Below are 24453 nucleotides of genomic sequence, written 5' to 3' on the forward strand. Positions count from 1 at the left end.
CCCGTCCTCGGCGGGGTCGGCCCGCTACAGCGCGCTGAACTTCAGGCGCAGCTGGTGGGCGCCCGGACGCAGCACGTGCCGCGACGCGACGTCCGGTCCGCACGCCCGCGACCCGACGCCGTGCTGGGCGGCGTCGAGGTACAGGTGGGTGCGGTCACTCGCGGGCAGCTCGTGCGGGTGCTCGGCCACGCCGATCTGCTGGGCCGTGTGGCGGCTCAGCGTGAAGCCGGGTCGTCCACCCGTGGCGCTCGGCACCGCCTCGACGCGGAGCCACGGCCGACCGGCGGGGCCGAGGTCGAGCGTGCGCAGGTCGCTGCGGTGCCCCGTCTCCTGTGGGCGGGCGTACCCGGCCGACAGGTCGTCGATGCCCGACTCGTAGCGTCCGACGAACGCCGAGTGACGGCTGTCGGGGTAGGACTCGCGCGGACCGGTGCCGAACCACGAGGCGTGGTCGACGTCGCCCGGCAGGTCGAAGCGCACGCCGACTCGGGGCCAGACCATGTCCCACCACCCCGTCGGGACGATGTCGACCGACAGCCAGAGGTCGTCACCGACGAGCTGCCACTGCTCGTCGGTCGTCACCGCGTTGCGCGTGTCGGCCGCGGCGTAGCGCGTCCGCACCCGGACCGAGTCCGGCGCGACGCTCACCGACTCGACGCGCGCGGTGATCCGGTCGAGCCCGGCGAGCAGCCAGGTGTCCTGCGAGCTGGGCAGCACGCCGACCTCGTACAGGTCGACGCGGTGGCGGTTGCGCATCACGTCGCGGTCGCGGTCCTTCGGCGTCAGCCACTCGCCGCGGTCGTTGTCGGTCGGCGCGCGCCACAGCTCGAGGCGGGCGCCGTCGACCGGGCGCCCGGCCAGCGAGACCAGCCGCCCGTCGTCGAAGACGGCCGGACCGAGCTCGACGCGCCCCGAGGAGGCGCGGGCCACGCGGTCGCGCACGTCACCCACGACTGCGGGGCGCGGTGTCGCGACCGGCACCGGTGCCGGCGTGAGGTCGAGCTGCTGGGTCGAGAGCACGTGACCCGCGTCCGCCCACACGGTGGCGTCGGCCAGCTCGGCGGTGACCGTGAACCACGTCTCGCCGGTGCCCGACACGGGCACCTCGGGCAGCGGGACGACGACCGTCTCGTGGGCGGCCAGGGCGCCGCCGTCGAGGCCGACCACGTCGAGCGTGCCCGAGCGCACCTCCTCGCCGTCGTGTGACGCGACCCAGCGGAAGACCACGTCGGAGGCGCTCGCCGAATGCCGCAGGTTCGACACGACGAGCCCCGGTCGACCGTCGACGGTGGGCGTCTCGAAGCGCAGGCGGATCGGGGCAACGACCTGGGCCCACTCGTAGAGGCCCGGTGACGGGGTGTCGTCGCTCAGCACCATGCCGTCCATGACGAAGTTGCCGTCGTGGACGACCTCGCCGAAGTCGCCGCCGTAGCCGAAGTACTCGACGCCGTCGGCCGTGTGCGTGCGCAGGCCGTGGTCGCGCCACTCCCAGACGAAGCCGCCGTGCAGGCGCGGGTACGCGTCGACCAGGTCCTCGTACTCGTCGATCGCGCCGGGGCCGTTGCCCATCGCGTGGACGTACTCGCAGAGCAGGAACGGCTTGGAGCGCTGGCGCGCGGCCTCGGCCGGCGTGCAGCCCAGCAGCGGGACGGACTCGTCGCCCGACCCGATGGCGCGCGTCTCGTCGATCCACGAGTACATGCGCGAGTAGACGTCGGTGTAGGCGCCCGTGTAGTCGCCCTCGTAGTGCACGGGACGGCCCCCGTCACGGGCGTGGGTCCACGCCGCCATCGCCGCGAGGTTGTGACCCGTTCCCGCCTCGTTGCCGAGCGACCAGAGGACGATGCTCGGGTGGTTCTTGTCGCGCTCGACGGTGCGCACCATGCGGTCGACGTAGGCGTCGTGCCAGTCCGGGTCGTCGCTGGGGTTGCCGATCCACTCCTGGCGTTCGAAGGCGTGGGTCTCGAGGTCGCACTCGAGGACGACCCAGAAGCCCAGCTCGTCGGCGAGGTCGAGGAGGCGCGGGTGCGGCGGGTAGTGCGACGTGCGGATCGCGTTCACGTTGAACCGCTTCATCTGGGCGAGGTCGCGGCGCGACCACTCCTCGTCGAAGACGCGGCCACGGTCGGGGTGGGTCTCGTGGCGGTTGACGCCGTGGAACACGACGCGGCGGCCGTTGACCTCGAACTGGTCGCCCACGATGCGGACCGTGCGGAAGCCGAGGCGCAACGAGACGGTCTCGGCGCCGCCCGCACTCGAGACGGTCGCGTCGTAGAGGCGCGGGGTCTCGGCGGACCACGGCTCGACCGCGTCGAGCGCGACGGGCGCGACGTCGGCCGGGGTGGCCCAGGTCACCTCGACGCCGAGCTGGGGCACCGAGAGGGTGACCGGGTAGGCGGCCTCGCCGGCGGTGATCTCGGGGACGATCGTCGCGCCTCCTTCGCCCTGACCGGCCGTGCCGTGGAACGGCGTCTGCAGCCAGACGTCGTCGAGGCCGCCGACCGGGCGGGCCTGCAGCGTGACGCTGCGGAAGATGCCGGGCAGCCACCACTGGTCCTGATCTTCGACGTAGCTCGACGCCGACCACTGGTGCACGCGCACCGCGATCACGTTCTCGCCCGGGTGCAGGGCGTCGGTGACGTCGAACTCCTGGGCGAGGCGGCTGCCGACGCCCATGCCGATCTCGACGCCGTTCAGCCACACCACGTAGCGCGACTCGACGCCGTCGAACCGCAGCAGCACGCGCTCGGCGCCGTCGAAGGACGACGGCAGCTCGAACGTCCGGCGGTGGTCGCCGGTCGGGTTCGCGTCGGGCACGAAGGGCGGCTCGGTCGGGAACGGGAACTGCACGTTGGTGTAGATCGGGGCGCCGCGCGAACCGTCACCGCCGAGCACCCAGTGCGACGGCACCTCGATCTCGCCCCAGGACGACTCGTCGACGTCGACCGCGCCGACGCCGTCGACGGGCTCGCCCTCGGGCAGCACGCCGCGGCTGCCCAGCGTGCCGGGGGCGCCGGGCAGCAGACGGAACGACCAGGTGCCGTCGAGGGACAGCGTCGGGGCGTCGGTGTGCAGCCACGACCGCGCCGGTGTGCGGGCACCCTGACCCGGGCCGGTGTCGGTGAGGTAGTCGGCGGAGACGGTGGACGGTGTGGTGCTGGGGGTCACTTGACGCTTCCTTCGGTAAGGCCGCCGCGCCAGAAGCGCTGGAGGACGACCATGGCGATGACCAGCGGGATGATCGACAGCAGCACGCCGCCGGTCGTCAGCTGGTAGAACTCGGGCAGGCGGTCGGTCTGGCTGAGCCAGTTGTTGAGGCCGAGCGTGACGGGGAACTTGTCCACGTCGCTCAGCATGACCAGAGGCAGGAAGTAGTTGTTCCAGATGCCCACGAGCTGGAACAGGAACACCGTGACGAGCGCCGGGGTGAGGATGCGCAGTCCCAGGGTGTGGAAGATGCGCAGCTCGCTGGCGCCGTCGAGGCGGGCGGCCTCCATGAGCGACGTGTCGACCGTGGCCTGCGCGTAGATGCGGCAGAGGAACAGGCCGAACGGCGACACGAGCGACGGCAGCAGCACGCTCCAATAGGTGTTGGCGATGCCCATCTGGCTGAACAGCAGGAAGAGGGGCAGGGCCGTGGCGGTGCCGGGCACGAGCACGCCGCCGAGGATCGTGCCGAAGACGACGTTGCGTCCGCGGAACTCGTACTTGGCGAGCGCGTAGCCGCCGGCCGCGGCGAAGTACGTCGCGATCAGGGCTCCGACGCCGGCGTAGAGCACCGAGTTGAGCACCCACCGCACGAAGATGCCGTCGCCGTAGGTCAGCACCTGGCCGAGGTTGTCCCAGAGCGAGAAGGTCGGGGCGAACCAGAAGCCGAAGGTGCCGAACAGGTCGGGCGTGGTCTTGGTCGCCGCGACGACGACCCAGTAGACCGGCACCAGGAAGTACAGCGCCACCACGACCAGGACGGCCGTGACGATGATGGTGGACGCCTTCGAGCGTCCGGCCGTGCGGTCGGGGCCGGCGCTCCGGGCACGGCGGCGGGCGGGCTTCTCGGCACCGCGGCCGCGACCCTGTGCCGTCACGATGGACTCGGTCTCGGTGGCGTGCTCGGCGCCCTTCGTCGAGAGGCTCATTTCTGCTTCCTGTTCGTGATGCTGAGGAACGTGATCGACAGCGCGAACGCGACGAGGGCGATCAGCACGGACTGGGCGGCCGCGACGTTGTAGTCGTTGTAGGCGAAGGCCGTGGTGTACGCGCTGAGGTTGGGCGTGTACTGGCTGTCGATCGCCGGCGAGACGCGTTGCAGCACCTGGGCCTCGGCGAACAGCTGCAGGGTGCCGATGATGGAGAAGACGGCGGTGAGCAGCAGGGCCGGACGGATCAGCGGCAGCTGGATGCTGAACGCGACGCGCAACGACGACGCACCGTCGACCTTGGCGGCCTCGTACAGCTCGACCGGGATCGACTTGAGCTGGGCGATGATGATCAGCATGTTGTAGCCGGTGTAGCTCCAGGTCACGATGTTCGCGATCGACCACAGCACGGTGTTCGCCCCGAGGAAGTCGGGGGTGACGCCGAAGACCTCGCCGATGTCGATGATCGGGCTGAGACCGGGCACGTACAGGAACGACCAGAGGATGGTCGCGATGACGCCGGGCACGCCGTACGGCAGGAAGTACGCGGCGCGGAACACGCCGGGCCACTTCGCCGACGCCGACTCGAGCAGCAGCGCGAGCACCGTGCAGAGGATGAGCATGACCGGCACCTGGACGATGCCGAACAGGAACATGCGGCCGATCGAGGCGACGAAGTTGGGGTCGCCGATGACCTGGGCGTAGTTGTCGAAGCCGGCGAAGCCGCTGGTCACGCCGCCCTCGCCGAACAGGCCGCTGCGGGTGACCTTCGTGAAGCTCGAGAAGAGGGCGATGACGATCGGGATCACGAAGGTCAGGGCGAAGAGCGCCAGGAACGGCGCGAGCAGCACCCAGGGCGCCCGCTTGACGGCGCCCTTCGAGCTGCTGCGGCGGGGCCCCGAGGAGGCGCGGGTCGAGTCGGTCGCCGCGTCGGGCCTGGTGTCGGTCGCGGCGCTCATGCGTTCGCCTTCCGGATGGTGAGGCCCTTGTTCTGGAAGACGGCCATGATGTCCTTCTCGGCCTGGGCCACGGCGTCGACGAGCGTGCCGCCCGACGCCTTGCCCCGGAACCCGTCGCTCAGGATGTTGAAGGACTGCTGGGTGATGGGCCACCAGCTCCAGTCCTGGTTCTGCGAGGACTCCTTCGTGGCGGGCACGAAGACCTCCTGGTTGTAGTTCTGACCGCTGAAGAACGGGCTGGGCTGCTCGCGCAGCGAGCCGACGACGTCGCGGGCCGGCGACCAACCGATGCCGCAGAACTCGATGAGGGCGTTGATGCCCTCGGGGGTCGTGGTCATCCAGACGGCGAAGTCCAGCGCCTCCTGGGGGTGCTGGCTGTTCGCGAGGATCGCGGCGGTCGAGCCGCCGAGGAAGCTCGACGCGTAGCCGGTCTGCCAGGTGGGCAGCGGGGCGCACTTCCACTTGCCCTCGGCGCCGCTGACGCCCTCGATCAGGGCGTCACCCCACGAGCCGGTCGCGACGGAGGCGATCGTGCCCGCGCTGGCGGCCGAGAACCAGGCCGGCGTGTAGGCGCCGTAGGCGGTCGTGACGATGCCGTCGTCGATCGCCTTGTCGAAGAACCGGGCGACGGTCAGGGTCGCCTCGTCGGTCATGTCGATGACCCAGCCGTCGTCCTCGGCGCGCAGCCACGAGGCACCGGCCTGGGTGGCGTAGGCGGCGAACAGCGAGGCGTCGGCGAGCGGGAAGGAGTCCATCAGCACGCCGGCCCCCTTGAGTTCGGTGCCGACCGCGGCCCATTCGTCCCACGTGGCGGGGACGCCGGCGCCGACGGTGTCGAAGACGGCGGGCTGGTAGAACATGCCCATCGGGCCGCTGTCCTGCGGGATCGCGTAGACGCCGTCGGTGTAGCTGACCTGGTTCCACAGCGTGGGGTCGTAGAGGTCGGCGTACTGGTCGGCGCCGTAGCGCTTCAGGTCGACGACGCCGTTGGCGAGGAGGAACTCGGGCAGCGAGCGCAGCTCGACCTGGGCGATGTCGGGCCCGGCCCCCGCGGCGAGCGCCGAGTACAGCTTCTGGTAGCCGCCCGCGTTGCCGCCGGGGATGAAGACGGTCTCGACCTGGACGCGCGACTGGCTCTTGTTGTACAAGGCGGTGACCTGGTTGAGGCCCTTGAGCCAGGCCCAGTACTGGAGCTTGACCGGGCCGTCGGCCGCGGGGATGGTCGGCAGGGAGTTCACGGAGGTCGTCCCGGGCGTGGCGCAGCCGGCGAGCATGGCAGTGGCGCCGGCGGTCACCCCCAGGCCGAGCAACTGCCGTCGGGAAATCGGGCTCATGTTCATCTCACTTCGTCGTGGGGCCGTGGCGTCAGCGACGCTAACACAAATTCGAGTGGTCGCTCGAATTTCACGGGCGAGGTGTCCGGGAGGTCGTAGAGTGGCCGATCATGACGACGACCGGCTCGACGACGAGCGACCCAGGAGGCGCGCCCGCGGGTGGTGCCGACGGTTCTCGTCCCACGCGTCGCGGCCCGTACGCGAAGTCGGCCGAACGCCGGCTCGCGATCGTCGAGGCGGCCTTCGAGGTGTTCTCCACCAAGGGCTACGTCGGCGGGTCGCTCCGTGACGTGGCGGACGTCGTCGGCATGAGTCAGACGAGCCTGCTGCACTACTTCCCGTCGAAGAGCGCGCTGCTGCTCGCGGTGCTCGAACGTCGCGACACGGTCTCGGACCGTTCGGCCGAGCCTCCCGACCGGGGTGACCTGATCGGGACCGTCCTCGGGCAGGCGCGACACAACGAGACGGTGCCCGGACTCATCGCGCTCTACGCGGTGCTGGCGGGCGAGGCGGTCACGACCGGCAACCCCGGCAGCGACTACGTGCGTGAGCGCTTCGAGCGTCTGCGTGCCGAGTACGGCGACGCCCTGCGAGCGCTGGAGGCGCGGGGTCGATTGCGCCCCGGGGTCGACCCCGACCGGGCGGCGTCCGGGCTCGTGGCCCTGTGGGACGGCATCCAGCTGCAGTGGCTGCTCGACCCGGACCGCATCGACGTGGTGCAGCAGTTGCAGGACCACCTCGACCTGCTGGTCCTGCCCGACGACACGGTCGACGGGGCATGAGCCGACTACTCGCCGCCCCGGGTGGCGGGACCGACCGGGTCCCCGTGCCCGTCCGCTGGTACGAGCCGTGGCCGGTGTCGACGGGTTCGCCCGGGCCGACGCTGCTGTGGCTGCACGGCGGTGGGTTCTTCCGCGGAGGGCTCGACCAGCCGGAGGCGCACGACGTGGCGCGGTCGCTCGCCGCACGCGGGGTGAGGGTCGCCACGGTGGACTACCGCCTCGCGCCTCCTCCGGGTCTCGGTCTCGTGGCCGGGCTGATGCCGTCGCGCAGCCGGTACCCGGGGGCACTCGACGACGTGGTGACGGCCTACGGCGAGGTGGCCGACCGGTCGCCCGAGGGCGTCGTCGTCGGAGGCGCGAGCGCGGGGGCGTGCCTCGCCGCCGCGGCCACCCTCCGCACGATCGACGAGGGTCGCCCTCCGGTGGGCGCCGTCTTCGCCTACGGCTTCTTCCACCCGGCGCATCCCCCGATGGCGGAGGCACGCCACCGGTCGGGCGGACACCGGGGACTCAGCCACGCGAGGTGGGCGCTCGACGTGATGAACCGCAACTACGCCGGCTCGCGGACGGCACTGGCCGACCGTCTCGCCTTCCCCGGAGGTCACGACCTCTCGGGATTCCCCCGGACGCTCGTGGTGGCCGCCGAGCGCGACAACATGCGCGCCTCGGGCGACGTGTTCGCCGGGGAGCTCGCCGACGCGGGGGTCGACGTGCGGCACCACGTCCTGACGGGCACCCGCCATGCCTTCCTGAACCGGCCCCGGCTGGCCGAGTACGCCCACACCGTCTCGCTCGTCGCGGAGTGGACCCGCGGCGGCTGACCTGCCCTGCCCTGCCCTGTCCTGTCCTGTCCTGTCCTGTCCTGTCCGGTCCGGTCCTGCCCTGCCCTGCCCAGTCGACGGGTGCCCAGCGGGACCGGATTGACTGGTCGCCGTGAACACGCTCATCGTCACCGCCCATCCCGATCACGCCTCACTGACCTCCGGTGTCGCCCGACGGCTCGTGCAGGCCCTGCCGCCGGGCACGGTCGAGCTGGCCGACCTCGCGGCGGAAGGGTTCGACCCACGTTTCGGCACGGCGGACCGCGCGGCCTACCGTGGCCACCGGACCGTTCCCGCCGACGTCGTGCGCGAACAGGAGCGGATCGACCGGGCGGACCACCTCGTCCTGGCGTTCCCCGTCTACTGGTGGTCGATGCCCGCCCTGATGAAGGGCTGGATCGACAGGGTCTTCGTCAACGGGTGGGCGTTCGAGATCGACCCCGAGGGCGGTACGCGCCGCCGGCTCGGCAGGTTGACCGTGCACCTCCTCGCCGTGGCCGGCGACTCGGCCGGGACGTACGAACGGCACGGCTACGAGACGGCGATGCGGACGCAGATCGAGCACGGGATCGTGGACTACGTCGGCGCCCGGCGAGGCGCGACGATCGTCGTGCACGAGTCCGAGCGAGACGACGCCGACGCCCGGGACGCGCTCGTCGAGGACGCCGTCGACACGGTGGCTCGCGCCGTCCTCGGGAACGCGCCCCGCGCCTCCTCGGGGTCGACGGCCTGATCACGGGAAGATGAGGCCATGGACCTCTCCGTGTCGGACGCCGACCTGACCGACCTCCTCGACCGTGTCGGATCGACCCGATGGGCGACCGGCTGGCCCGTGGACGCCTGGCAGGCGGGGACCGACGAAGCCGTCCTGCGCCGCCTTGCGCGGCACTGGGTCACCGGCTTCGACTGGCGAGCCCGGGAGAGCCGCATGGCGTCGCTGCCGTGGGGCTCGGTGGACCTCGACGGCACCGCGCTGTCGTACCTCCGGTTCGAGGGCGAGGACTCGAAGCGACTGCCCGTGGTGCTCACGAACGGCTGGCCGAGCACGGCACTCGAACTGGTCGAGCTCGCCCGGCGGTTGTCACGGCCGTCCGAGCACGGAGGCGACCCCGACGACGCGATGACGGTCATCGTCCCCGCGCTGCCGGGGTTCCCGTTCTCGCCGCCCCGACCCACGCTCGGCGACCAGACGCACGAGCTGTGGCACCGTCTCATGACCGACGAGCTCAGGTTCTCCCGCTACGTCGCCCACGGCGGCGATCTCGGGGCGGGCATCACCTCCCGACTCGCTCAGAGCCACCCCGAGGAGGTGGCCGGCATCCACCTGCTCGCCGTGGGCGGTCCCCCGGAGTACGACCCTGCCGGTCTCGCATCCGACGAACGCGCACACCTCGACGAGGTCGCCTCGTGGTCGGCGACCGAGGGCGCCTACGAACACCAGCAACGGACGCGCCCGCTCACCCTGGCACCCGCCCTGTCGGACTCACCGGTCGGCCTGCTCTCGTGGCTGTTGGAGAAGCACCGCGCCTGGAGCGACTGCGCCGGTGACGTCTCGACGCGCTTCAGCGACGACTACCTCCTCGAGCTCGCCTCGCTGTACTGGTTCACCGGCGCGGCGTCCACGGCCCTGCGCCCGTACTGGGAGCACGCTGCCGGGCACACGACCCCGGTGATCCGGGTGAGCGTCCCGACGGCGGTCGCGGTGTTCCCCCGCGACCTGGTGCATCCCCCGCGCCGCTGGGCGGAACGGACCCACGACGTCGTCCGCTTCACCGAGATGCCGCGGGGTGGACACTTCGCACCGCACGAAGAACCCGAGCTGCTCGCGGCCGACATCGCGAGCTTCTCCCGCGATCTCACCTGAGTCGCCGCCCGCTGGCGACGCCGGGGCGGCCTGCCGGGTGCGGTCCCGAGGCCGAGTGCCCGAGCGGGTGCGAGGGCGGATGCCAGACCGGTCGTCGTCAGCGGAAGTCGCCGACCTGACGGTCGACGGGCACGGTGCGGTCGACGACGACGTCACCGGTGTGGGCCGTCGTGGTGGTCTCGATCAGCACGATCTCGACCTCGTCGTCGGCGACGGGGTTGTGCGGCACTCCCCGAGGCACGACGTGGAACTGCCCGGGGGTGAGCAGCACCTCGTGGTCGTCGGGGAGCTGGATGCGTAAGGTGCCCGAGACGACGAGGAACATCTCGTCCTCGGCGTCGTGCGCGTGCCAGACGAGCTCGCCGAGCAGCTTCGCGACCTTCACGTACTGGTCGTTCACCTGCCCGACGACCCGCGGCGTCCAGTGCTCGGTCACCTGTCGGAGTTCGGCCGCGACGTCGATTCCCTGGAGTGCAGTCATGGGGCCATCCTCCCCGTACCGGGCCCCTCGCGGACGCCGGGGAGGGATGACAGCATGGAGGATGACCTCGAATCCCCCGCCCCCGACGGGCCGCACCACGTGGCGCGTCCTCCTCGCCGTCGCCGTGACGATCGCGGCGGCCTCGATCGTCCTGATCGTCCTCGATCCGGGGAAGTCGGGGTCGTACTTCACGCTGATCGGCATGCTCTGCCTGATCTGGCTGAGCGTCACCAACCTTCGAGGACTGAGGTAGATCGGGTCAGAACACGGCCACCGTCATGCCGGCGGTGGTCGCCGGCCGGTCCATGGCGGCCACGGCGTCGGGCAGGTCGTCGAAGGCGATGATCCGACCGATGGACTCCTGCGGACGCAGTCGGCCCGCGACGACGTCGTCGAGCATCGCGGCGTACTCGCCCACCGAGATGCCGTGACTGCCCAACAGTTCGAGTTCGTCGGCGATCACCCGCCCCATCGGGATCACCGGGGCGGCGTCGTCGTCGAGCAGCAGGCCCACCTGGACGTGTCGACCCCGCGGACGGAGGGACGCGACGGACGCGACGGACGTCACCCGGCTGCCGAACGCGTCGAGGGCGACGTCGGCGCCTCCCCCGGTGAGGGCTCGGACCCGGTCGACGGCGAGGTCGTCCATGGGGACGGTCTCGGCACCCAGTTCGGCGGCCCGTTGGAGGGCGGCGGGCGAGATGTCCGACGCGACGACGCGAGCACCGGCGGCCACCGCCACGGCGACCGCCGAGAGACCCACTCCGCCGCAGCCGAAGACGGCGACCCACTCACCCGCCCGGACGCGGGCCCGGGCGTGCAGGGCGTGGTACGCCGTGCCGAAGCGGCAGCCGAGCGCCGCCGCCTCGACGAAGCCGACCTCGTCCGGCAGGGCGATGACGTTCACGTCGGCGTGCGGGACGACCAACGACTCGGCGTACGAGCCGGGAAGGGTGAAGCCGGGCTGCTGCTGACGCGAGCACACCTGGGTGGCACCGGCACGGCACTCGTCGCACGTGCCACAGGCGAAGACGAACGGGGCGGTCACGCGGGTGCCGACGGCGACCTGGGAGACGTCGGCACCCACCGCCGTCACCACGCCCGCGAACTCGTGGCCCGGCACGTGGGGAAGGCGCACCGAGTCGTCGTGACCCTTCCAGGCGTGCCAGTCGCTCCGGCACACCCCCGTGGCCGCGACGCGGACCACGACGCCGTGGGCGGGCGGCACGGGTGCCGGGAGGTCGACGATGGTCGGGATCGACCCGAACTGGTCGTACTGGACGGCGCGCATCCCCCGATCCTGACACGAGCGGGCGGACCGGACGCTCCCCGCCGCGGACGGCGACGGCCCACACCGGGTAGGAACGGTGCATGAGCCTCGCATCCACCCTCCTCCGCCTGACCGTCGGCGGCTTCTTCGTCGGCCACGGACTCCAGAAGCTGACCGGCGCCTTCGACGGTCCCGGACTCGCCGGCACCGAGCAGATGATGGCCGGCACGGGGATGCACCCCGCCGCCCGCAACGCCCGTCTGGTCGCGGTCACCGAGACCGCCGGCGGTGCCGCACTCGCCCTCGGCGCGGCGACCCCGCTCGCCGCCGCCGGCATCGTCGGCACGATGGTCACCGCCGTCCGCAAGGTGCACCTCTCCAAGGGCCCGTGGGTGACCGAGGGCGGCTACGAGTACAACGCCGTCCTGATCGCCGCCGCCGCCGCCCTGGCCTCGGGCCCCGGCGGGCCCTCGGTCGACCAGCTCTTCGGCAAGAAGTCGTGGGGTGCCGGCGGAACGGTCTTCGCGCTCGTCGCCGGCGTCGTCGCCTCGTTCGTGGCGGTCGAGCTCGGCAAGCGGGCCACTCCCCCGGCCGAGCCGGGCTCGGACTCCTCGGCGGGCTGACCCGCCTCCCTCGTCTCGTCCCCAGGGCGCGACCCCCGACGTCGGGTGGTCGCGCCCTCCGTCCGTCCGGCGGGTGACGGTGGCCTCTGCGAGCATGGGGCCATGACACCGACGAGCACCGCGACCGACATCGACGCCGAGGCACTCGACCTGCTGCGGGCGCTCACCGGGCGCGACGACGCCGTCTTCCACGACGGGCAGCTCGAGGCCATCCGGGCGCTCGTCGCCGATCGTCGTCGAGCCCTCGTCGTCCAGCGCACCGGCTGGGGCAAGTCGGCGGTGTACTTCATCGCCACCCTGCTTCTTCGTCGACGCGGCACCGGCCCGACGCTGCTCGTCTCCCCCCTGCTCGCCCTGATGCGCGACCAGGTCGCCGCCGCCGCCCGGGCCGGGGTCCGGGCCGTCGCGGTCAACTCGGCGAACGCCCACGAGTGGTCCGACGTCCAGCAGCAGCTCGTCGACGACGAGATCGACGTGCTGCTCGTCTCCCCCGAACGACTCAACAACCCGCGGTTCCGCGACGAGCAGCTGCCCGTCCTCATCGCCCGGCTCGGCATGCTCGTCGTCGACGAGGCGCACTGCATCTCCGACTGGGGCCACGACTTCCGGCCCGACTACCGTCGCCTCGCCGACCTCATCCGCACCCTGCCCACGGGCGTGCCCGTCCTGGCGACGACGGCCACGGCCAACGCTCGCGTCGTGGCCGACGTCGCCGAGCAACTCGCCGTGGGGCCGGGCGACGAGGTGCTGACGATCCGGGGGTCGCTGGCGCGCGCCTCCCTGCGTCTCGGGGTGCTGCAGCTGCCGACCTCGCGCGATCGACTCGGCTGGCTGCTCAGCCACCTCGCCGACCTGCCCGGCAGCGGCATCATCTACACGCTCACGATCTCGGCCGCCGACGACACCGCCCGCCTGCTGCGCGAGGCCGGGCACGACGTGCGGTCGTACTCGGGCCGCACCGACCCCGAAGAACGCGAACAGCTCGAACAGCGCCTCAAGGGCAACGACCTCAAGGCACTGGTCGCCACGAGCGCCCTCGGCATGGGCTTCGACAAACCCGACCTCGGCTTCGTGATCCACCTCGGCGCGCCGTCGTCGCCCGTCGCGTACTACCAGCAGATCGGCCGAGCGGGTCGCGCCACCGACAACGCCGACGTGCTGCTGCTGCCCGGCACCGAGGACGCCGAGATCTGGCAATACTTCGCCACGGCCTCGATGCCCTCCGAGGCGCGGGCGGCGGCCGTGCTGGCCGAGCTGGGCGAGACACCGCTGTCGACGCCCGCCCTCGAGGCGCGGGTCGACGTCAAGCGCACCCCGCTCGAACTGATGCTCAAGGTGCTCGACGTCGACGGTGCCGTCCGCCGGGTCCAGGGCGGCTGGGTGAGCACGGGCGAGCCCTGGGTCTACGACGCCGAACGCTACGACCGCATCGCCGCGGCCCGGGTCGCCGAGCAAGAGTCGATGCTCGCGTTCGAGCGCGGCGAGACCTGCCGCATGCAGATGTTGCAGGTCGACCTCGACGATCCGGCCGCCGAGCCCTGCGGGCGGTGCGACGTCTGCGCGGGCACCTGGTACCCGACCGACATCGCCGGCGAGGCGGCGACCTCGGCCGCGAGCACCCTCGACCGGGTCGGCGTCGAGATCGACCCCCGGGCCCAGTGGCCCACGGGCGCCGACCGGGCCGGGGTCGCCGTCAAGGGCAAGATCCCCGAGGGCGAACGGGTCGAGCCGGGTCGGGCGCTCGCCCGACTGACCGACCTGGGGTGGGGCAACACCCTCCGCGAGGTCTTCGCGGCGACCGCCCCCGACGCTCCCCTGTCGAAGCACCTGCTCGACGGGGTCGTGCGCGTCCTGAAGGAGTGGCCGTGGGCCGAACGCCCGGTGGGGGTCGTCGCGATGCCGTCGACGTCACGGCCGCAGCTCGTCGGGTCGCTGGCCGAGGCGATCAGCACCGTCGGGCGGTTGCCGCTGCTCGGCACGCTCGGCAGCGCCCGCCCCTCGGCCGGCCGCGGCCAGGGCGGCAACAGCGTCTACCGTCTGGCCGACGTCTGGCAGTCCTTCGAGGTCGGCCCCGAGTTGGCCGCGGCCCTCGCCGACGTGTCCGGGCCGGTGCTGCTCGTCGACGACCTGGTCGACAGCCGCTGGACGCTCACGGTGGCCGGACGCGACCTGCGCCGCGCCGGGGCCCCCGCCGTGCTGCCCTTCGCCCTCGCGGTGGTCGGCTGAGTCGTCCCCGGCGGGCCGCCGCGTCGTCGCCCGGCGGGCCACCGCGTCGTCCGACGCGAGACCGCCGGGGCTCGCTCAGCGCTCGAACCGCATGCCGTCCCGGGTCAGGGTGCTGTGCCGCATCAACCAGACGTCGCGTGGGTAGTTCTGGTGCATCCGCCACGGTGACCGCGATCCCTGCCGGGGCATCAGGTGCACCCCGCGCGACACGTACCCGCTCGTCAGGTCGATCAGCGGGCTCGTCGGTCCCGGCCGCTCCGGCGCGATCGGCACGGCCGACCGGTACCCGTGACGATCGGCGTGACGCAGCAGCCGGGCGACGTAGTGCACGACGAGGTCGATCTTCAGCGTCCACGACGCGTTCGTGTAGCCGATGGCGAACGCGAGGTTCGGCACCCCCGAGAGCATGAACCCCTTGTAGGTCAGCTGGGTCGCCGGGTCGACCTCCACCCCGTCGACCGACAACCGCATGCCGCCGAACAGCAACAGGTTGAGCCCGGTCGCCGTGACGACGACGTCCGCGGGCAGCTCGTGCGCCCGCTGGCCGTCGCGACCGGCCACCCGGATGCCGTCGGCCGTGAACGAGTCGATGTCGTCGGTCACGATCGACGCCGACCCCGAGCGCAACGCCCGGAACAGCGCGCCGTCCGGGGTGATGCAGAGACGCTGGTCCCACGGGTCGTAGCTCGGCTGGAAGTGCCGGTCGACGTCGAAGTCGTCCGGCAGGCGCCGTGCCACCTGCGCCCGGAGGAACGCCTTCATCTTCTCGGGAGAGCGCCTGCTCGTCTGGAAGCTGAGCAAGGCCATGCCGATGCTGCGCCACCGGATCAGCCGGTCGTCGACGGCCTGTGGCAGCAGCCGACGCCAGGCGCGGGGCTCCTTCCGGCGCGAGGGAAGGGACAGCACGTAGGTCGGCGAACGTTGCAGCATGGTGACCTGCTCGGCGCCCTCGGCGAGGGCGGGCACCAGGGTCACCGCCGTCGCCCCCGATCCGATCACGACCACGCGCTTGCCGCTCACGTCGAGGTCCTCCGGCCAGTGCTGGGGGTGCACGACGCGTCCGGCGAACGAGTCCTGCCCCGGGAACGCGGGCGACCAGCCCTCGTCGTAGCGGTAGTACCCCGAGCAGACGAACAAGAACGAGCACGTGATCGTGACGCGACGAGCCGCCGGGGCGGCACCCGCGCCTCCTGCGCTCGGCTCCTCGCCGGCGGTGGACGACGCGTCCGCTGCCACCGCGCTCGCGACCTCGATCGTGACGGTCCACCGGGCCTCGGCGGAGGACCAGTCGGCCGCGACCACGCGGTGCCCGAACCGGATCAGCCCGGCGACGCCCGTCTCGTCGGCCGTGTCACGGACGTACTCCCTGATCGCCTCGCCCGGGGCGATCGCCCGCGCGTCGCGCCAGGGTCGGAACCCGTAGCCGAGGGTAAACATGTCGCTGTCCGATCGGACCCCCGGGTAGCGGAAGAGGTCCCAGGTGCCGCCGATCGCCGCGCGGGCCTCGACGACGGCCAGGCTGCGGCCGGGGAAGTCCCGGCGGAGCTGCGCCGCCACGCCGACTCCGGACAGGCCGGCGCCGACGACGAGCAGGTCGACGTGTTCGACGCCTCCCACGGCGGGGCGGTCGTCGCCACCGGCGGGGCGGTCGTCGCCACCGGCGGGGCGGTCGTCACCACCGGCGGGGCGGTCGTCACCACCGGCGGGGCGGTCGTCACCCTCGCCCGGGACCGAGGAGGCGCGGGTCGCGTCGCTCACGGGACCAGCACGATCCGGATCGGGTCGCCTTCCTTGCGTTCGAGCATCTGCACCGCCCGCTCGGCCTCGGCCAGCGGCACGGTCGCGCTGACCGACTTCGCGAAGTCGAGCCTCCCCCGGGCCGCCAGCGCGACGAGCGTGGTGACGTCGGCAGGCTCGGAGCCGTAGTGGCCGAGGACCTGCTGCTGCAGGAAGCTGAACTTCGTGCCGTCGGTGATCGTGATCGGCTGGTCCGACAGGCCGACGAGCGTCAACCGTCCCCGGTATCCGAGGCAGGCGATGGCCTGCTCGCGCACGGCGGGCACCCCCGCGAAGTCGAAGGCCCGGGCGAGTCCGCGGCCACCGGTCGCCCGGCCGAGCGCCACGGCGAAGTCCGGGTCGGCGGGATCGAGCGCGAGGTCCGCACCGAACTCGAGCGCCCGGGCCCGGGCACCGGGCAGGGGGTCGACCGCGACGATCGGCGCGGCTCCGAGCAGGGAGAGCAGCTGGACGGCGTGGGCGCCGAGGCCGCCGACGCCCCAGACGCCGACCGCCGTGCCGGGCCGGGTGTCGGCGGTCGTGGTGAGCGCGGCCCAGGGAGTCGACACGGCGTCGGGGATGAAGCAGGCCTGCTCGAACGGGAGGGAGTCCGGGATCTTCACGACCGTGTCGGCGCGGGCCACGGCGAACTCGGCCCACCCGCCGTCGTAGTCGACGCCGCGGGTGAAGACCTGGCCGTCGCGCTCCTCACCGGCCTGCAGCAGCACGCGGTCGCCGACGGCGACGTGCGTGACGCCGTCGCCCACCTGGTCGACCGTGCCGGCCACCTCGTGGCCGAGGGTGACGGTGTCGCCCGGCAGGTGCAGCGGCGTGAGCGACCCCTGGATCAGGTGCACGTCGCTGAGGCAGACGCCGGCGGCGGCGACGGCGATGCGCACCTGCCCCGGGCCGGCGTCGGGGGTGGGCACCTCGGTGACCGAGAAGTGGCGGGTGCTGACGTCGAGGCGTCCGGCGAGCATGGTGGCTCCGTCCTGCGGGGCCCGGTCGGTCGGCTCTGACCGCGGGGCGTGACCGCACATCGGGTGCGACGGTACGCCTCCGACACGGATGTTGCACGCTGCACCCGCCGCGGGTCGGCGGGCCGACGGCGAGACCCCGGGACGTCGCCGAGACCCCCGCGCACGCACGGGGGTCTCGGCCACGACTTGGGGTCCGAGGCGGGTCCTACCCGCGACGGGGCTCGTCGTCCGCGGCGGCGTCGGCGAGGTGCTCGTCCGCCCGCCGACCGTCGGTGCCGACCATGGCGTGCAACGAGCCGGTCGAGATGCGGTCGGGCGAGGTGCCCTCGAGCGAGCCCAGCCCACCCGCGCGACCGTCGAGCAGGCGCGCGGCGGCCGGGCCGGCCGAAGCGGAGTCCGAACCCGAGCCCGAGTCCGACCCCGAGGAGGCGCCGTGACCGTCCGCGTTCATGGTCGCCTCGTCGAAGGGCGCGCGACCCGACAGCACGGTCTCGACGCGGTCCTTGTCGATCTGCTTCGTCCAGGTGCCGACGAGGATCGTCGCGACGGCGTTGCCCGTGAAGTTGGTCAGGGCGCGCGCCTCGGACATGAACCGGTCGATGCCGACGATGACGCCGACGCCGTCGACCAGGTCGGGGCGGTGTGCCTGCAGGCCTCCCGCGAGGGTGGCGATGCCGGCACCCGTGACGCCGGCGGCTCCCTTCGAGGCGATCATCATGAACAGCAGCAGCGAGACCTGCTCGCCGACGTTGAGCGGCGTGCCCATGGCGTTGGCGATGAAGAGCGACGCCATGGTCAGGTAGATCGCGGTGCCGTCGAGGTTGAACGAGTAGCCGGTCGGCACGGTGATGCCGACGACGGGCTTCGAGACGCCGAGGTGCTCCATCTTGGCGATGAGGCGGGGCAGCGCGACCTCGCTCGACGAGGTCGAGACGATCAGCAGGTACTCACGTCCGAGGTACTTCATCACCCGGAAGATGTTGACGCCCGTGACGAGCTTGAGGATCGTGCCGAGCACGACGGCGACGAAGAGGATGCACGTGATGTAGAAGGCGACCATCAGGGTGCCGAGCGCCACGATGGCGGCGACGCCGGTCTCGCCGACCACCGCGGCGATCGCACCGAACGCACCGATCGGGGCGACCCACATGATCATCGCGAGGATGCGGAACACCAGCACCTGCAGGTTGCGGACGCCCTCGAGGATGGTCGCGCCGCGATCGCCCATGCGCTGCAGGGCGAAGCCGACGAGCAGGGCCACAAACAGCGTCTGCAGGATGGAGCCGCTGGTCAGCGACGACACCAGCGTCTCGGGGATGATGCCGAGCAGGAAGCCCGCCGTGCCACCGGCCTCCTCGGCGGCGGGCGCCTCGTATCCGGTCGAGCCGATCATCAGGCCCTCGCCCGGGTGGATCAGGTTGCCGACCACGAGGCCGATGGCCAGGGCGAAGGTCGACATCGCGATGAAGTAGCCGAGCGCGAGCCCGCCCACCTTGCCGACGGTCGCGGCCTTGGCGATGGAGCCGACGCCGAGCACGATCGTGCAGAAGATCACCGGCGCGATCATCATCGAGATGAGCGACACGAAGGCGGTGCCGATCGGTTTCAGCTGCACGGCGACCTCGGGTGCCGTGAGGCCGACGACGATGCCGGCCGCGACGGCCACGATCACCGCGATGTAGAGCCAGTGCGAGCGGTCGATCCGGCGCCGGGGGCGGACGCCGCCCGTCGTCGTCGTTCCGCCGGGTGTGGGGGTCTGCGGGCCCTTGTGCGTCTTTGCCATGGGGGTCTTCCTCGAGCTCGTGACCGGCGGCGTCGTCGTCGTCGGTCGTGCGGGGTTCGTCGCCGCGACTCTCGCCGGTCGCCGGGTGGGCGTCGACGTTGTGGTCATACTGGTCGCGCCGGTGGTGCGTCATGATGGACCCCGGCCGCAGCGCAGCGAGGAGCCCGCCAGAGATGACCGTCGACCCCACCCGGTGGAGCATCGCCACCCGGCTGTTCGCCCTGCTCGTGGTCTTCGTCGTCGCCGTGACCCTGCTGGCGACGGCCTGGACGATCCGGTCGGCCCGCGACGACGCCGATCGCTCGGCGGCACGGGCCTGCCTGGCGCTCGCCACCTCGATCGCCGACAACCCGTACGTCGTCGACGCGATGGGGACGTCCGACCCGAGCGCCCGTCTGCAGCCCTACGCCGTGGCCCTGATGAGCGACACGTCGACCGACTTCGTCACGATCATGCGGCCCGACCGCACGCGCCTGACGCACCCCGACCCCGACGAGATCGGCCGCCCGTTCGTCGGCACGATCGCCCCGGCCCTCCGCGGGCGGTCGTTCACCGAGACCTACGCCGGCACCCTCGGCCCGTCGGTGCGCGCGGTCGTGCCGATCGAGGGCGACGGCGAGGTCGTCGCCCTCGTGTCGGCCGGGGTCACGGTCGATACCATCACGCAGTCGGTCGGTGAGCGGCTGCCGCTCGTGTTCGCGGCCGCCGGGGCGACCGTGGTGCTCGGCGGCATCGTCTCGTGGCTGCTCAGCCGGTACCTGCGGCGGGTGACCTGGGGCCGCGGCCCGGAGGAACTCGCTCGGATGTTCGCGTACTACGAAGGCGTGCTGCACTCCGTGCGCGAGGGTCTCGTGCTCGTCGACGACCGCGGCCGGCTGACGCTCTACAACGACCAGGCGGCCGAGCTGCTCGACCTGCCGCCCGGGGGCATCGCCGCTCCCGTCCCGCTGACCGACCTGCAGCTGCCCGACTCGCTCCGCGAGCTGCTCGCCTCCGGACGCCGCGCCTCCGACGAGGTGCACGTGACCGACGACCGCGTGCTGGTCGTGAACCAGGAGGTCACCGAACCCACCGAGGGCCCGTCCCACCCGTCGCCCTCGACCGGACGAGGAGGCGCGACACCGTCAGGAGGCGCGGCACCGGTCACCGGCGCCACCCGCCCGCGCTCCCGCCGCACGCTCGGGACCGTGACGACCCTGCGCGACCACACCGAGCTCACCCACCTCACCGGCGAGGTCGAGACCATGCGCACCCTCTCGGACGCGCTGCGCTCGCAGACCCACGAGTTCTCGAACCGGTTGCACACGATCGTGTCGCTGATCGAGCTCGGGCGTGGCGACGAGGCCCTCCGGTTCGCGGCCGACGAGCTCGACCTCGGCCAGCGGCTCGCCGACCGGGTCGTGGCCGCGATCGACGAGCCGACGCTCGCCGCCCTGCTGCTCGGCAAGGCGGCACAGGCCCGCGAACGGTCGATCGACCTGCGCGTCGACGTCGAGCCCGACCTGGGGACGATCGACGTCGAGCCCGGGGACCTCGTCACGATCCTGGGCAACCTCGTCGACAACGCCTTCGACGCGGTCGCCCCGACCCTCGACGCCCCGACCCCGCCCGGTCACATTCCGAACCCGGAAGCTAAGACTCTCAGCGCCGATGGTACTGCAAGGGGGACCTTGTGGGAGAGTAGGACACCGCCGGACTCCTTTTAGTGCGAACAGCACACGAAACACCAGAAGAGCCGCCCCAGTTGGGGCGGCTTTTCTGCGTTACGGGACGAATCTCGCCCAGCCGAACCGCGCCTCCTGCAGTCGTGGTCGCTTTGGTAGAGTCGACCCTTCACAACTCGACAGCTGGCAGAGAACAACAGAGGAGCACTTCGGTGACTGATCGCGACGACGACGACCGCAAGGACGGCCCACGCCGTCCCTCCTCGGGCTCTGGCAGCGGGGGAGCGAACCGCGGTGGGGGCACAGGCCGGCCCTCGTTCGGTGACCGGAGTCGATCCTCGAGCGATCGCCCGGCTGGCGGGCGTCCCCCGCGCGGCGACCGTCCTTCCGAGGGACGACCCACCAACGGACGTCCCAGCGGGGGACGACCCTCGAGCGGCGGCCCACAGCGCGGGGATCGTCCGTCCTACGGTGATCGGCCGCAGCGCGGGGATCGTCCCTCGCATGGTGACCGGCCTCAGCGGGGAGATCGTCCGTCGTCCGGCGACCGTCCGCAGCGCGGTGGTCGCCCGGGTGGCGACGATCGTCGCGGAGCAGGTCCTCGTGCCGGTTCGACGGGACGTGGCGATCGTCGAGAGGGCTGGACGCCCCGCGAGACCCCGGAAGACCGTGACCCGTTCGGCATCAAGTCGGTCCGTCCGGCGCAAGAGGTCGCGCACGTCCCGGATGACGTCGAGCCCCGTGATCTCGACAAGGTCGCCCGTGGTGAGCTCAAGACGCTCAGCAAGGAGAACGCGGACTGGGTGGCCAAGCACCTGGTCATGGCTGGTCGTCTGATCGACGAGGACCCGGAGGAGGCCCACAAGCACGCCCTGTCGGCAGGACGTCGGGCCGGGCGCATCTCCGTCGTCCGCGAGACGATCGCCATCACGGCCTACCAGGTGGGGGACTACGCCCTCACCCTCCGCGAACTACGCACCTACCGTCGCATCTCGGGCCGTGATGACCAGTTGCCTCTCATGGTCGACAGTGAACGGGGTCTGGGTCGTCCCGAGCGGGCGCTCGAGCTCGGGCGGTCCGTCGACGTGTCGACACTCGACGTCCAGGTGCGCGTCTCACTGGCCATCGCGATGTCGGGTGCACGTCTCGACCTCGGCCAACCCCAAGCTGCTCTGGGCGAGCTCGAGATCCCCCAACTCGACCGGACGAAGGCGTTCAGCTACAGCCCGGCCCTCTTCGCCGCCTACGGCACGGTCCTCGAGGATCTTGGTCGCCCCGACGAGGGCGAGAAGTGGCTCGAACTCGCCGACCGGGCCGAGGACGCTCTCGCGGCTCTCGAACACGGTGGCGCCGACGGCGAGACCGTGGAGATCGTCGAGGAGGACGTCGAATTCTCGGACGAACGACCCGTCGTCCTCGACGAGCCCGCTGAGCTGACCACCGAAGAGTCCGATGAACCCAAGTCTGACGAGTCCGGTGAGCCGGCACTCGGCGAGCCCGGCGAGGTGTCAGTGGAGCCTCAGGGCGGCACCGACGACCTGGACGGACCCGAGCAGCGTCCGGACGACCAGACGGACGAGCAGCACGATGAAGAGCAGGGCCAGCACGATGAGACTGCCGATCCCGAGACGGCCCCGCAGGGCACGGACCACGCCGACGACGACCGTGCCTGACGCGATCACGCCCCTCGACGGCGTCGACACCGTCCTCGCCGACCTCGACGGGGTCGTCTACCGGGGGCGGCACGCCATCGAGCACGCGGTCGAGAGCCTGACGGATCTGGCTCGCACCCGTCGGGTCGGGTACGTCACGAACAACGCGTCGCGGACCGCCGAGACGGTGGCCGGTCAACTGGCCGGTTACGGACTCGAGGTGGGCGCGGACGACGTGGTGACGTCCCCGCAGGCCGCTGTGCGCCTCCTCGTCGATGCCGTGCCCGCCGGCTCGACGGTGCTGGTCGTCGGCGGCGAGGGCCTGACGTCGGTGCTCGAGGCCGAGGGCTTCGTCGTCACCCGTTCGGCCGACGACGCGCCCGCTGCGGTCGTGCAGGGTTTCAGCCCCGACGTCGGATGGGCGCAGCTCGCCGAGGCGTCCTTCGCCTTGCACACGGGCATCCCGTGGATCGCGACGAACACGGACTGGACGATCCCGCAGGAGCGTGGTGTAGCGCCCGGCAACGGAACGCTGGTGTCCGCGGTCCACACGGCCGTCGGGCGTCTGCCCGTGACCGCCGGCAAGCCCGAGACGCCGATCTTCACCGCGGCCGTCGAGAGGTTCGGGGCGACGAAGGCCGCGTTCATCGGGGACCGGCTCGACACCGACATCGTCGGCGCGAACGCCGCGGGACTCGTCTCGATCCTGGTGCTGACCGGCATCGACGGCGCGAAGCAGGTGCTCGCCGCCGACGCGAAGTCCCGGCCGGACTTCATCGTCGGCGACCTCCGTGAGTTGGACCAGCCGTATCCCGACACCGTCGAACACGACGAAGAGGACGTGCACGTCGTCACGGTCCGCGGCGCGAGCGTCGCCGTCCGCGGTCACGTGGTGCGGGTGTTGTCCGACGGAGGCGACCCCGTCGACCTGCTGCGCGCCGGGGCCGCCGCGGTGTGGGGGACAGGCAAGGCCATCTACGGGCTCGACGTCGACCCGAAGCTGCACGCCGACGGTTGATCGCTCCCGATCCGACCCGTCAGGGGCGGCGGCTAGTCTGGACGACACCATGAGCGACCATCCCGACGCGACCGTCCGCGACGACACCGACCTCGACGTCGTGGACGCCGCAGACCGTCAGGAGGCGCAGGTGGCGTCCGCCGAGCAGCTGTCGGGCATCGAGTCCCTCCCCTTGGCCTCGCGGGCCGAGGCCTTCGCCGCGATCCACGACGAGCTCCGCGCCGTGCTCGAGGGCACCACCGACGACATCGGTCAGGGCGGTCGATGACGGCCGCCGAAGCGCCGGGGGATCGACTCGACTCGGTTCTCGCCCGGCGTGGTCTCGCCCGGTCACGGACGCATGCCGCCCGCTTGTTGTCGGACGGATTGGTGACCGTCAACGGCGTGGGAGTGGTCAAGGCGTCCGCTCGGGTGGGCGAGTCGGACGATGTCGCCGTCGCCGGCCTCGACCACTACGTGAGTCGTGCGGCACACAAGCTCCTTGGCGCGCTGGACGCGTTCGGGGTCGACCCCACGGGCCGGACGGCCCTCGACGTCGGAGCGTCCACGGGCGGGTTCACGCAGGTCCTCCTCGAGCGCGGGGCCGAGCACGTGGTCGCCCTCGACGTCGGCCACGGTCAGTTGGCCAACCCGGTTCGTTTCGACCCGCGGGTCACGATCGTCGAGGGCGAGAACGCGCGCTACCTGACGGCCGAGCGGTTCGCGGCGTTGACGACCCGCGCCTCCTCGGTGTCGCTCGTGGTGGCCGACGTGTCGTTCATCTCCCTGACGATGGTGCTGCCCGCACTCGTGGCGAGCGTGGGTGTGGACAACGACTTCGTCCTGCTGATCAAGCCGCAGTTCGAGGTCGGCCGACAGGGCGTCCGTGAAGGCCTCGTGCTCGACCCCGTGCTGCGGAACGAGGCCGTCACCACGGTGTTGTGGGCCGCCCACGACCTGGGGCTCGGCACGGCCGGGCTCATCTCGTCCCCGATCGTCGGCGGCTCGGGCAACCGCGAGTACTGTGTGCACTTCTCGGCCTCGGTCGGGACGAATCCGACAGAATGGCTCAGCACGGCCGACAGCTTGACGAGAGGGTGAACGA

General features: G+C 71.9%; 20 protein-coding genes, 1 rRNA gene and 1 pseudogene. 13 read left to right on the forward strand and 9 right to left on the reverse strand.

From position 1 onward, the window contains the following. Positions 1-24 precede the first annotated feature (24 nt). From ARTHRO9V_RS01695 to ARTHRO9V_RS01710, 4 genes are read right to left on the reverse strand one after another with little or no spacing between them, the layout of a single operon-like run. On the reverse strand, positions 25-3168 hold the full coding sequence (locus ARTHRO9V_RS01695) for a glycoside hydrolase family 2 TIM barrel-domain containing protein (RefSeq protein ID WP_159825173.1): 3144 nt from the start codon (positions 3166-3168) through the stop codon (positions 25-27). Next, on the reverse strand, positions 3165-4136 hold the full coding sequence (locus ARTHRO9V_RS01700; RefSeq protein WP_082059946.1) for a carbohydrate ABC transporter permease: 972 nt from the start codon (positions 4134-4136) through the stop codon (positions 3165-3167). Before ARTHRO9V_RS01700 ends, ARTHRO9V_RS01695 begins: the two co-directional genes overlap by 4 nt. Beyond that, on the reverse strand, positions 4133-5095 hold the full coding sequence (locus ARTHRO9V_RS01705) for a carbohydrate ABC transporter permease (protein WP_056044767.1): 963 nt from the start codon (positions 5093-5095) through the stop codon (positions 4133-4135). The genes ARTHRO9V_RS01700 and ARTHRO9V_RS01705 overlap by 4 nt, the downstream gene beginning before the upstream one ends. Next, the gene (locus tag ARTHRO9V_RS01710; protein ID WP_159825175.1) at positions 5092-6429 is read right to left on the reverse strand and encodes an extracellular solute-binding protein; all 1338 of its coding nucleotides are present in this window, start codon (positions 6427-6429) and stop codon (positions 5092-5094) included. Before ARTHRO9V_RS01710 ends, ARTHRO9V_RS01705 begins: the two co-directional genes overlap by 4 nt. A 110-nt stretch (positions 6430-6539) precedes the next feature. Here ARTHRO9V_RS01710 and ARTHRO9V_RS01715 point away from each other — a divergent pair, with 110 nt between their 5' ends. The 4 genes from ARTHRO9V_RS01715 (at position 6540) to ARTHRO9V_RS01730 (ending at position 9896) form a co-directional block, all read left to right on the forward strand. Next, complete coding sequence (locus ARTHRO9V_RS01715) at positions 6540-7211, forward strand: TetR/AcrR family transcriptional regulator (protein WP_159825177.1); 672 nt, start codon at positions 6540-6542, stop codon at positions 7209-7211. Next, complete coding sequence (locus ARTHRO9V_RS01720; RefSeq protein ID WP_159825179.1) at positions 7208-8032, forward strand: alpha/beta hydrolase fold domain-containing protein; 825 nt, start codon at positions 7208-7210, stop codon at positions 8030-8032. Before ARTHRO9V_RS01715 ends, ARTHRO9V_RS01720 begins: the two co-directional genes overlap by 4 nt. Positions 8033-8144: 112 nt before the next feature. Next, a complete protein-coding gene (locus ARTHRO9V_RS01725; protein WP_056044774.1) occupies positions 8145-8765 on the forward strand; it encodes an NAD(P)H-dependent oxidoreductase in 621 nt (206 codons plus the stop codon). Positions 8766-8783: 18 nt separating this feature from the next. Continuing rightward, entirely contained in the window at positions 8784-9896 is a 1113-nt protein-coding gene (locus ARTHRO9V_RS01730; RefSeq protein ID WP_056044776.1) for an epoxide hydrolase family protein, read from the forward strand. 97 nt (positions 9897-9993) lie between these two features. Here ARTHRO9V_RS01730 and ARTHRO9V_RS01735 read toward each other — a convergent pair whose 3' ends face one another. Further along, positions 9994-10377: a cupin domain-containing protein gene (locus tag ARTHRO9V_RS01735; RefSeq protein ID WP_159825181.1), complete on the reverse strand. Its 384-nt coding sequence runs from the start codon at positions 10375-10377 to the stop codon at positions 9994-9996. Positions 10378-10438: 61 nt separating this feature from the next. Between ARTHRO9V_RS01735 and ARTHRO9V_RS01740 the strand changes: the two genes are divergently transcribed. Beyond that, on the forward strand, positions 10439-10630 hold the full coding sequence (locus ARTHRO9V_RS01740; protein ID WP_056044780.1) for a hypothetical protein: 192 nt from the start codon (positions 10439-10441) through the stop codon (positions 10628-10630). Between the two features lie 6 nt (positions 10631-10636). Here ARTHRO9V_RS01740 and ARTHRO9V_RS01745 read toward each other — a convergent pair whose 3' ends face one another. After that, positions 10637-11668, reverse strand: a complete 1032-nt coding sequence (locus ARTHRO9V_RS01745) for an alcohol dehydrogenase catalytic domain-containing protein (RefSeq protein ID WP_159825183.1) — start codon at positions 11666-11668, stop codon at positions 10637-10639. 80 nt (positions 11669-11748) lie between these two features. On the opposite strand from ARTHRO9V_RS01745, the gene ARTHRO9V_RS01750 reads away from it, so the two are divergent. Both ARTHRO9V_RS01750 and ARTHRO9V_RS01755 read left to right on the forward strand, forming a co-directional pair. Beyond that, positions 11749-12270 (forward strand): DoxX family protein, encoded by a 522-nt coding sequence (locus ARTHRO9V_RS01750; protein ID WP_056044783.1) that lies wholly within the window; start codon positions 11749-11751, stop codon positions 12268-12270. Positions 12271-12372: 102 nt separating this feature from the next. Then, positions 12373-14496 carry an ATP-dependent DNA helicase RecQ gene (locus ARTHRO9V_RS01755; RefSeq protein WP_159825185.1) on the forward strand — a complete coding sequence of 708 codons (2124 nt, stop codon included), beginning with the start codon at positions 12373-12375 and terminating at the stop codon, positions 14494-14496. A gap of 75 nt (positions 14497-14571) precedes the next feature. Here the strand turns inward: ARTHRO9V_RS01755 and ARTHRO9V_RS01760 are convergent, their stop codons facing one another. From ARTHRO9V_RS01760 to ARTHRO9V_RS01770, 3 genes are all read right to left on the reverse strand, one after another. Then, on the reverse strand, positions 14572-16254 hold the full coding sequence (locus tag ARTHRO9V_RS01760; RefSeq protein WP_236556836.1) for an NAD(P)/FAD-dependent oxidoreductase: 1683 nt from the start codon (positions 16252-16254) through the stop codon (positions 14572-14574). Further along, the gene (locus ARTHRO9V_RS01765) at positions 16251-17252 is read right to left on the reverse strand and encodes a zinc-binding dehydrogenase (RefSeq protein ID WP_159825187.1); all 1002 of its coding nucleotides are present in this window, start codon (positions 17250-17252) and stop codon (positions 16251-16253) included. The genes ARTHRO9V_RS01760 and ARTHRO9V_RS01765 overlap by 4 nt, the downstream gene beginning before the upstream one ends. A 205-nt stretch (positions 17253-17457) precedes the next feature. Further along, positions 17458-19035, reverse strand: coding sequence for a cation:dicarboxylate symporter family transporter (locus tag ARTHRO9V_RS01770; RefSeq protein ID WP_159825189.1), 1578 nt, complete (start codon positions 19033-19035; stop codon positions 17458-17460). A 173-nt stretch (positions 19036-19208) separates the two neighbouring features. Between ARTHRO9V_RS01770 and ARTHRO9V_RS15955 the strand changes: the two are divergent. From ARTHRO9V_RS15955 to ARTHRO9V_RS01810, 6 genes and pseudogenes are all read left to right on the forward strand, one after another. Beyond that, positions 19209-19709: pseudogene (locus tag ARTHRO9V_RS15955) on the forward strand (histidine kinase); the annotation flags it as partial. Positions 19710-20617: 908 nt separating this feature from the next. Beyond that, a 5S ribosomal RNA gene (gene rrf, locus ARTHRO9V_RS01790) occupies positions 20618-20732 on the forward strand. A 788-nt stretch (positions 20733-21520) separates the two neighbouring features. Continuing rightward, positions 21521-22372, forward strand: coding sequence for a hypothetical protein (locus ARTHRO9V_RS01795; protein ID WP_201298900.1), 852 nt, complete (start codon positions 21521-21523; stop codon positions 22370-22372). Then, entirely contained in the window at positions 22365-23369 is a 1005-nt protein-coding gene (locus tag ARTHRO9V_RS01800) for an HAD-IIA family hydrolase (protein WP_233568298.1), read from the forward strand. The genes ARTHRO9V_RS01795 and ARTHRO9V_RS01800 overlap by 8 nt, the downstream gene beginning before the upstream one ends. A 49-nt stretch (positions 23370-23418) precedes the next feature. Then, positions 23419-23637, forward strand: coding sequence for a hypothetical protein (locus tag ARTHRO9V_RS01805; RefSeq protein WP_159825191.1), 219 nt, complete (start codon positions 23419-23421; stop codon positions 23635-23637). Beyond that, positions 23634-24449 (forward strand): TlyA family RNA methyltransferase, encoded by an 816-nt coding sequence (locus tag ARTHRO9V_RS01810; RefSeq protein ID WP_123570738.1) that lies wholly within the window; start codon positions 23634-23636, stop codon positions 24447-24449. Before ARTHRO9V_RS01805 ends, ARTHRO9V_RS01810 begins: the two co-directional genes overlap by 4 nt. Positions 24450-24453 lie beyond the last annotated feature (4 nt).

The sequence above is a fragment of the Frigoribacterium sp. 9N genome (genome assembly GCF_902506305.1).
Taxonomy (GTDB): Bacteria; Actinomycetota; Actinomycetes; order Actinomycetales; family Microbacteriaceae; genus Frigoribacterium.